Source organism: Alienimonas sp. DA493, assembly GCF_043951915.1.
GTDB lineage: Bacteria > Planctomycetota > Planctomycetia > Planctomycetales > Planctomycetaceae > Alienimonas.
In genome coordinates this window covers 1-8732 of record NZ_JBINJD010000193.1, presented here as the reverse complement: position 1 = coordinate 8732, position 8732 = coordinate 1, and the positions used below count along the sequence as shown (strand labels likewise).

At 72.1% G+C, this 8732-nt stretch carries 6 protein-coding genes and 1 tRNA gene; 6 read left to right on the top strand and 1 reads right to left on the bottom strand.

What is annotated here, in order from left to right; translation table 11 throughout:
- Positions 1-59 precede the first annotated feature (59 nt).
- Entirely contained in the window at positions 60-1292 is a 1233-nt protein-coding gene (locus ACG2DA_RS20175; RefSeq protein ID WP_395258153.1) for a hypothetical protein, read from the bottom strand.
- A 141-nt stretch (positions 1293-1433) separates the two neighbouring features.
- Here ACG2DA_RS20175 and asnS point away from each other — a divergent pair, with 141 nt between their 5' ends.
- From asnS to ACG2DA_RS20145, 6 genes are all read left to right on the top strand, one after another.
- Positions 1434-2882 carry an asparagine--tRNA ligase gene (gene asnS, locus ACG2DA_RS20170; RefSeq protein WP_395258151.1) on the top strand — a complete coding sequence of 483 codons (1449 nt, stop codon included), beginning with the start codon at positions 1434-1436 and terminating at the stop codon, positions 2880-2882.
- 46 nt (positions 2883-2928) lie between these two features.
- On the top strand, positions 2929-4419 hold the full coding sequence (locus ACG2DA_RS20165; protein ID WP_395258149.1) for a 3' terminal RNA ribose 2'-O-methyltransferase Hen1: 1491 nt from the start codon (positions 2929-2931) through the stop codon (positions 4417-4419).
- On the top strand, positions 4416-6962 hold the full coding sequence (locus ACG2DA_RS20160) for a polynucleotide kinase-phosphatase (RefSeq protein ID WP_395258148.1): 2547 nt from the start codon (positions 4416-4418) through the stop codon (positions 6960-6962). The genes ACG2DA_RS20165 and ACG2DA_RS20160 overlap by 4 nt, the downstream gene beginning before the upstream one ends.
- Before the next feature lie 12 nt (positions 6963-6974).
- The gene (locus ACG2DA_RS20155; protein WP_395258146.1) at positions 6975-7664 is read left to right on the top strand and encodes a DNA polymerase beta superfamily protein; all 690 of its coding nucleotides are present in this window, start codon (positions 6975-6977) and stop codon (positions 7662-7664) included.
- Positions 7661-8443, top strand: coding sequence for a DNA polymerase beta superfamily protein (locus ACG2DA_RS20150; RefSeq protein ID WP_395258144.1), 783 nt, complete (start codon positions 7661-7663; stop codon positions 8441-8443). The genes ACG2DA_RS20155 and ACG2DA_RS20150 overlap by 4 nt, the downstream gene beginning before the upstream one ends.
- 106 nt (positions 8444-8549) lie before the next feature.
- A tRNA-Met gene (locus ACG2DA_RS20145) sits at positions 8550-8623 on the top strand.
- Positions 8624-8732: the final 109 nt, after the last annotated feature.

Sequence of the window (8732 nt, the reverse complement as noted above, 5' to 3'; positions counted from 1 at the left end):
GTCCCGGCCCCTCGGAGGGTCCGGGACGCTGGACGCTGCCGGTTCTGACGGCCGCCGGTTCAGAGGCCGGCGTCGATCACGTGCAGGGCGCCGGGGCTGAACTCGTCGCCGTCCGGCGTGGTCTTGCCCTCGACGGCGGTGCCGAGCGTCGTCAGGTACAGCTTGCCGTCGGGAGCGAAGGCGAGCCCGGCCGGCTTGTCGAGCGACAGAACTTTCTCCGCGTTCATTGCGCCGTCCTTCAACTCGACCTTGTACAGCCCGCCGCGGTCGGTGGAGAGGCCCATGTCGGTGACGTACAGGGCCTTCGTCTTGGGACTGTAGGCCAGCCCGCCGAACTCGCCGATCTCGCCCTCGTACTTCGCCACCAGCTCGCCGGCGGCGTTGAACACGGCGATCGCATCGTCGCCGGGCATCTGGCCGCCCCACAGGCCCACGACGAGGTTCCCGTCCGCGTCCCAGGCCATCGGGCCGGGGCCGCCGAGTTCGGCGAGATCGGCGGCGGCGATGAAGGGCGCCAGGTCGCCCAGCTTCCCGTCCTCCAACGGCGCCTTCAGGATCCAGCCCTTGGGCGTCGTGCTGGAGGTCGCCGCATACACCGCCTTCTCATCGGCCAGCACGCCGGTGAAGTTCCCGGCGCCCTCGCCGCCGACGGCGGCCGGGCCGACCGGGCCGACGGTCTGCTTGGCGTCGGTGTCCTGAATCTGCGGGTCGTCGCCGCGGGGTTCCAGGGCGATCTCGAACGTCTGCACGACCTCCTCCCCCTCCGGGGCGCTGCCGCCGCCCACGACCAGTTCGCTGTCGCCGACGAAGGCCAGCGACAGCGGACCGATCTCGTACCGGCCGTCCTCGCCGATGGTGTCCGGCACGTCGTAGCCCTCGACCTCGATGAAGATCGCGTGCGTCTGCGGGACGTAGCGGTAGACCCCCCAGCGGGTGGCGATCAGCACGTCGCCGCTCTGCGGGGCGATCGCCAAGCCGACGGGGGTCTCCAGGTTCTCGACCAGCAGTTCCGGCTTCGGTTCCGGCTTCGCCTCGGCCTCCGCGGCCGGTTCCTCCGCGGTTTTCTCGTCGGCCTCGCCCTTCGGCTGCTCCGGCTTGTCCGCGGGGGGTTGTTCGTCGTCGGTCTTCTCGTCCGGGGTGACCTCCTGCTGCGGGGCGTCGGCCGCGGGGCTGCCGGCCGGCGCGTCCACGGTGGGCTCGGCGGCGGGTTCGTCCTGGCCGAACGCCGGGAGCGCGGGAGCGCCCCCCCACAGCAGGGCGAGGGTCAGGGCGGCAAGCGACGGGCGTGACATCGGCGGACGCGGAAAGCGAGCGGAAACGAGCGGATCGCCCCGTTCTAGTGCGGCCTGCGCGGGCCGACAACCAACCGCCCGCTACACTCGCCGCCCCGTCCGAGCCGTCCGCCAGAACCGCCGCGTCCCGAGAGGCGAATTATGTCCGCACCCGCCGCCGAGCTTCCCGTCACCGTCAGCCCGCTTTCGCCGGGGCCCACGGTCGCCGCCCTGCTGGCGGACGCGCAACCGGGACAGACGGCGACCGTCCGCGGCTGGGTCCGCACCCGCCGGGACAGCAAGGCGGGGCTGTCCTTCGTCGAGCTGAACGACGGCAGCTGCCTGTCGAACCTGCAACTCGTCCTGCCGCACGACCTGCCGGAGTTCGACTCCCGGGCCGCCCCGATCACCACCGGGGCCAGCCTCGTCGCCCGGGGGGAGATCGTGGAAAGCCAGGGCCGGAATCAGCGGATCGAACTGCGGGTCGCGGACTTCGTCGTGCCCGGCGCCGCCGATCCGGACCGCTATCCGCTGCAAAAGAAGCGGCATTCCTTCGAATACCTGCGGGAGATCGCCCACCTCCGGCCGCGGTCGAACACCTTCGGGGCGGTGGCCCGGGTGCGGAACCGCCTCAGCCATGCGGTGCACGAGTTCTTCCAAGACCGCGGCTTCCTGTACGCCCACACGCCGATCATCACCACGAACGACTGCGAGGGCGCCGGGGAGGTGTTCACCGTGACCGCCCTCGCTGCCGCGAAGCTGGCGGAGGCCGCCGCGGGGGGCGACTTCTCCGGCGACTTCTTCGGCAAGCACGCCGGGCTGACGGTCAGCGGGCAGTTGGAGGGCGAGGTCTACGCCACCAGCCTCGGCCCGACCTACACCTTCGGCCCCACCTTCCGGGCCGAGAACAGCAACACCCCGCGGCACCTCGCGGAGTTCTGGATGATCGAGCCGGAGGTCCCCTTCTGCGACCTCGACGGCGACATGGACCTCGCCGAAGCCTTCGTGAAATCCACGCTGGCCGCCGTCCGCGAAGACTGCGCCGAGGACCTGGAGTTCTTCGCCCAACGCATTGACAAAACGCTGCCGGAGACGCTGGACGCCGTCGCGAATCAGGAGTTCGTCCGCCTGCCGTACACCGAGGCGATCGACCTGCTGAAAAGCAGCGGGCAGAAATTCGAGTACCCCGTCGAGTGGGGCCACGACCTGCAAACCGAGCACGAACGCTTCCTCACCGAAACGCACTTCAAGCGGCCGGTAATCGTCCACGACTATCCGGCGAGCATCAAACCCTTCTACATGCGGGTGAACGAGCCGGACGAACAGGGACGCGAGACGGTGCGGGCGATGGACGTCCTCGCCCCGCGGGTCGGCGAGATCGTCGGCGGCAGCCAGCGGGAGGAACGGGAGGACGTGCTGGTCGAGCGGATGAAGGGGCAGGGGATCGACCCGGCGAGTCTGTGGTGGTACGTCGAACTGCGGACCTACGGCAGCGTGCCGCACGCCGGTTTCGGCCTGGGCCTGGAGCGCCTGGTGCAACTCGTCACCGGGATGCAGAACGTCCGCGACGTGATCCCGTTCCCCCGCACCCCGGGGCACGCGGAGTTCTGAACTCCGCCGCCCGAACGCCCCGCCGGCCCCCGGTGTCCGCCGCCCCGTGTTCCTCTCCCTCGCCACCACCGCCCCGCGGGCCGCGGACCTCGGGTTCCTGCTCCAGAAGCACCCGGAGCGGGTGTTTCGGCGGGAGCTGTCGGTGGGAATCGCGACCGTCTTCTACCCGGAGGCGACCGACGACCGCTGCGAGGTCTGCCTGCTGCTCGAACCGGACCCGGTCAAGCTGGCCCGCAAGGCCATGCGGCACGGCGGGGCCGGCGGGGGGCCGAACGGCGGAAGCTACGCCGACGCCAAGCCGTACCTCGCCGGCAGTTTGCTGGCGGTGGCGATCGGGCGGTGCTTCAACTCGGCCCTCGCCGGGCGGGCCAAGGACCGGGTCGAACGGCTGACGGAGGATTGGCCGGTGACGGTCTCGCTCCCGGCGCTGCCCTGCCGCGGCGGGCCGGAGGCGGTGCGGGCCGCGTGGGAGCCGCTCGGCTACGCCTGCGACGCAACCGCCCTGCCGCTGGACCCGGACCGCCCGGCGTGGGGCGATGCGACCGTCTGCCGGGTGTCGCTGACCGGGGCTCAGCCGATCCCCGCCGTCCTCAACCACCTCGCGGTGCTGCTCCCGGCGCTGGAGGGCGACCGGCACCACTTCGTCGGGGACGAGGAGGTCGAAAAACTGCTCCGCCGCGGCGGGGAGTGGCTGGCGTCGCACCCCCGCCGCGACAAGCTCGTGTCCTTCAGCCTGAAACGGCAGGGCGGCTTGATCGCCGACGCCCTCGAACGGCTCGACGACCTCGCCGAGACCCCGGCCCCGACCGACGACGCCCCGACCGACGACGCCCCGACTGACGAAGTCCCGGCCAACGAACCGCCGCCCCTGGAGCCCCCCGCCGCCGACGGCCCCCGGGCCCCGCGGCTCCACGAAGTTCGTCTCGACGCGATCGTCGCCGTGCTGACGGACCCGGCCCGCGAGATCGCCTCGGTCGCCGACCTCGGCTGCGGAGAAGGAAAGCTGCTCCGCCGGCTAATCGACGAACCGCGGTTCGCCCGGCTGCTCGGCCTGGACGTCTCCGCCCCGCTGCTGAGCCGCACCGCCGACCGGCTGCGTCTCGACCGCGGCGACCGGGGGGAGCGGGTCTCCCTCATCCAAGGTTCGCTCACGCTGCGGGACGACCGGCTGACCGGCTTCGACGCGGCCGTGCTCTGCGAGGTAATCGAACACCTCGACCCGCACCGGCTGGACGCCGTCGCGGCGAGCGTCTTCGGCTGCGCCGCCCCCCGCATCGTCGTGCTGACGACGCCGAACCGGGAATACAACGCCGTCTGGGACGCCCTGCCGGCCGGCGCCCTCCGCCACGGCGACCACCGGTTCGAGTGGACCCGGGCGGAGTTCACCGCGTGGACGGACGCCGTCGCCGTCCGATTCCGCTACGCCGTGGAGCGACGGCCGCTGGGGGAGGAACACACGGAGTTCGGCCCGCCGTCGCAGATGGCGATCTTCACCCGCCTCGCCGCCGCCGACGCGGTCACGGAGGAGGATCGATGAACATCGAACTACCCGACCTGTCGCTCGTCTGCCTCGTGGGGGCCAGCGGGGCGGGAAAGTCGACCTTCGCCGCCAAGCATTTCCGGCCGACGGAAGTGTTGAGCAGCGACGCCTTCCGCGGCTGGGTGGCGGACGACGAGGCGGATCAGTCGGCGACCGCCGACGCCTTCGACGCCCTGTTCCACCTCGCCGGCCTCCGCTTGAGGCGCGGCCGGCTAACGGTGATCGACGCCACCCACGCCCGCCGGGAGGACCGGGAGAAGGCGATCGCCCTCGCCCGGGAGCATCACGTGGTCCCCGTCGCCATCGTGCTGGCCCCGCCGGCGGAGATCTGCCTGGAGCGGCACGCCGGCCGGGAGGACCGGCGGTTCTCCCCGCGGGTGATCCGCGACCAGAGCCGCAGCGTCGAACGCAGTCTCAAGCATCTGCGGAGGGAGGGGTTTCGCCGCACCTGGGTCCTGCGGGAGCCGGAGCGAATCGACGCCGCGACCGTGGAGCGCGTGCCGCTGGACTGCCGCCGGCACACCGACGATCGCGGGCCGTTCGATCTGATCGGCGACATCCACGGATGCCTGGAGGAGTTGCGTGAACTGCTCCACGCCCTCGGCTACCGCCCCGCGGGCGACGCCGGCTTCGCCCACCCCGAGCGGCGGAAGGCGGTGTTCCTCGGCGACCTCTGCGACCGCGGCCCGGACAGCCCGGGCGTCTTCCGCACGGCGCTGGCGATGTGCGCCGCCGGGGAGGCGTACGCCGTCCCCGGCAACCACGACGCCAAGCTGCTCCGGGCGTTGCGCGGCAAGAACGTGCGGCGGACGCACGGCCTTGAGGAGACATTGACGCAGTTCGACTCCCTGCCGGACTCGCAGCGGGAGTCGCTGCGAGAGTCCGTGACGCAGTTCCTCGAGGACCTGCCGTCGCACCTGGTACTGGACGAGGGACGGTTGATCGCGGCGCACGCCGGCTTGCCGGAGGGAATGCACGGCCGGGCCGGCGGGGCGGTGCGGGAGTTCTGCCTCTACGGCGACACGACCGGGCGACTGACGGAGGAGGGCTTCCCGGAGCGCCTCGACTGGGCCGCCGACTACGGCGGGGCCGCGGCGGTCGCCCACGGGCACGTCGCGGTGAACGCGGCGGTGTGGCGGAACAACGTGCTGAACCTCGACACCGGCTGCGTGTTCGGCGGGCGACTGTCGGCCCTGCGGTGGCCCGAGCGGGAGATCGTCAGCGTGCCGGCCCGCCGCACGCACTACGAACGCGCCTCTCCGCTGCCCTCGCCGTTTCCCGACGACCCCGCCGGCGGGGTCCTGCCGGACGCGGCCGACTTGCTGGGCAAAAGCGGCGTCGAGACGGGGTTGATGGGCCGCGTCACCGTGCGGGCGGAGCAGGCGGCGGCGGCGCTGGAGACGATGGCCCGCCACGACGTCGATCCGCGGTGGCTGATCCACCTCCCGCCGACGATGAGCCCCTGCGCGACCGCCAAGCGGGACGGCTTCCTCGAACACCCCGCCGAAGCCTTCGCCGACTACGCCGCGGCCGGGGTGGGGGAGGTCGTGTGCGAGGAAAAGCACATGGGCAGCCGGGCCGTGCTGGTCGTCTGCCGCGACGCGGCGACCGCCGCGGAGCGGTTCGGCGTCCCCGACGGTTCGCTCGGCGAGTGCTGGACGCGGACCGGCCGCCGGTTCTTCAACGACCCGGCGGTCCACGAAGCGTTCCTGGCTCGCGTCCGAGACGCCGCGACCGCGGCGGGGCTGTGGGAGGAACTGGACACCGGTTGGCTCTGCCTCGACGCGGAACTGCTGCCGTGGAACCTGAAGGCGGACGCCCTGATCCGCAGCGCCTTCGCCCCCACGGCCGCCGCCGGGCTCGCCGCGACGGCGGCCGCCGCGGAGGCGTTGGAGCGGGCGAGCACCCGCGGCGTCGACCTCGCCGAAGACGCCGTTCGGCTCCGCGGCCGGGAGCGCGATCTGCTCCGCTACCGCGACGCCCTCCGGCAGTACGTCGCGGAGGCCGACGGTCTGGACGGCGTGCGGCTCGCGCCGTTCCACCTGCTCGCGCATGAGGGCAGCGTCAACCACACCCGGCCGCACCGCTGGCACCTCGAACGGCTGGACCGGCTGTACGAGGCCGGCGGCGACCTGTTCCTGCGGACCGCCCGGCGGTTCCTCGACCCGGCTGACCCCGCCGCCGTCGAGGAGGCGACGGCCTGGTGGGAGGAGCGGACCGCCGCGGGCGGGGAGGGGATGGTGGTGAAGCCGGCGGAGTTCACGGTCCGGCGAGGACGCTCCCTCCAACAGCCGGGCGTCAAAGTGCGAGGACGAGAATACCTGCGGCTGATCTACGGCCCGCACTACCTCGACCCGGCGAACCTGAAGCGCCTGCGGGACCGCTCACTGGGCCGGAAGCGCGGGCTGGCCCTGCGGGAATTCGCCCTGGGGATCGAGTCGCTGACGCGGTTCGTGAACCGGGAGCCGCTCCGCCGGGGCCATCCCCCGGTCTTCGCTGTGCTGGCGCTGGAGAGCGAGCCGGTGGACCCCCGCCTCTGATACCGTCCTGCGATGCGTTCGCCCCTGTTCGACCGCCAGATCCTGCGGGTCGTCATCGGCTCGCGGGCCTACGGGCTGGAAGAGGCGGGCAGCGACACCGATCGCCGCGGCGTGTATCTCCCCGCCGCCGCGGATCACTGGTCGCTGGACGGCGTGCCGGACGTGCTGCGGGACGACGACCGGGAGGAGATGGCTTGGGAATTGGGCCGCTTCCTCCGGCTGGCGCTGAAGGGCAACCCGACCGTGTTGGAGGTCCTGTTCACCCCGCGGGTGACGGACGCCACGCCGCTGGGGCGGGAATTGCTCGCCCTGCGAACGGCATTTCTTTCGAAGCGTCTGCACGCGACCTGCGGCGGGTACGCCGATCAGCAGTTCGCCAAGCTGCAACGCCGGGCACAGGCGGGCAAGTCGATCAACTGGAAGCACGCCGCTCACTGCCTGCGTTTGCTGGCGACCGGGGCGAAGGCCTTGGCCGGCGACGGCTTCCCCGTGCACGTCGGCCCCCACCGCGACCTGCTGCTGAGCGTGCGCCGCGGCGAGCGCAGCCTGGAGGAGGTAGACGCCGTCGCGGCGGAGTGGCGGTCCGGCTTGGATCTGGCGTTGCGGAACAGCCCGCTGCCGAACGAACCGGACGTCGCCGCGGTCGACGCCTTTCTCATTCACGCCCGCCGCCGCGCGGCCGACTCGGACGCTCTGCCGTGACGCCCTATCCCTCCGACCCGACGGCCCTGCCCGCGGTGCGGGCCGCGGCGGCGGAGCACCCGTATCCGCTGGCGTTCGCCACCGTCAGCGGCGCCCATCTGTACGGCTTTCCGTCGGCTGACAGCGACGTGGACCTCCGCGGCGTCCACCTTTTGCCCCCCGGCGAACGGGTCCCCCGCCGTCGAGGCAAGCCGCGGGACACGGTCGACACGACGGGGGTCGTCGCCGGGCTGGAGGTCGACCTCGTCACCCACGACGCCGCCAAGTTCTTCGCCCTGATGCTGCGGCCGAACGGGTACGTGTTGGAACAGGTCCTCTCGTCGTTGGTAGTGCAGGGCGGCGTCGCGCTGGAGGAACTGCGGGCGTTGGCGGCCGGGTGCGTCACCCGCGGGCACGCCCGCCACTACCTCGGCTTCGCCCGCACGCAGCGGAAACTGCTCGCCAGGCACGACCCGCCGCAACTGAAGCCGGCGCTGTACCTCTACCGCATCCTGCTGACCGGCGTTCACCTGATGGAAACGGGCGTGGTCGAGGCGAACCTGCCCACGCTGCTGGCCGCCCGCCCGCAGGCCGGGGTGGCGGAGTTGATCGAACGAAAGCGGGCCGGGGCGGAGCGGGAGACGCTTTCCGCCGCCGAGGCCGCGGCGCATGAAGCCGCGTTCGACCGACTGGAGGAGAACTTGAAGACGGCCCGCGATCGCTCGACGCTGCCCGAGGAGCCGACGGCCGCCGCGGGGCTGGACGACCTCCTCTGGCGCCTGCGGGCGGGGACGATCTGAGGCGGATCGGAATTTTTCGCGCGAACCTCGGTTGCCGATCCGCGTCCGTGGGTTAGGATGTTGACCCGCGAGCGACTTCCCCGGAAGCGATCGCGGCACCCAATGACGCGGGGTGGAGCAGCCAGGTAGCTCGCGAGGCTCATAACCTCGAGGTCGCAGGTTCGAATCCTGTCCCCGCCACTTTGAAACGGCTCTCGAACTTCGGTTCGAGAGCCGTTTTTGTTTGGACTCGCCGCGGTTTGCCGTCGCCGCGAGGCGGCGCGTCCCCGGGTGAACGAACGCTCCGCCT

Bases quoted from the DNA above. Each gene is read 5' to 3' on its own strand.
- ACG2DA_RS20175 (WP_395258153.1), bottom strand. From the start codon at position 1,292: ATGTCACGCCCGTCGCTTGCCGCCCTGACCCTCGCCCTGCTGTGGGGG.
- ACG2DA_RS20160 (WP_395258148.1), top strand. From the start codon at position 4,416: ATGAACATCGAACTACCCGACCTGTCGCTCGTCTGCCTCGTGGGGGCC.
- ACG2DA_RS20155 (WP_395258146.1), top strand. From the start codon at position 6,975: ATGCGTTCGCCCCTGTTCGACCGCCAGATCCTGCGGGTCGTCATCGGC.
- asnS (WP_395258151.1), top strand. From the start codon at position 1,434: ATGTCCGCACCCGCCGCCGAGCTTCCCGTCACCGTCAGCCCGCTTTCG.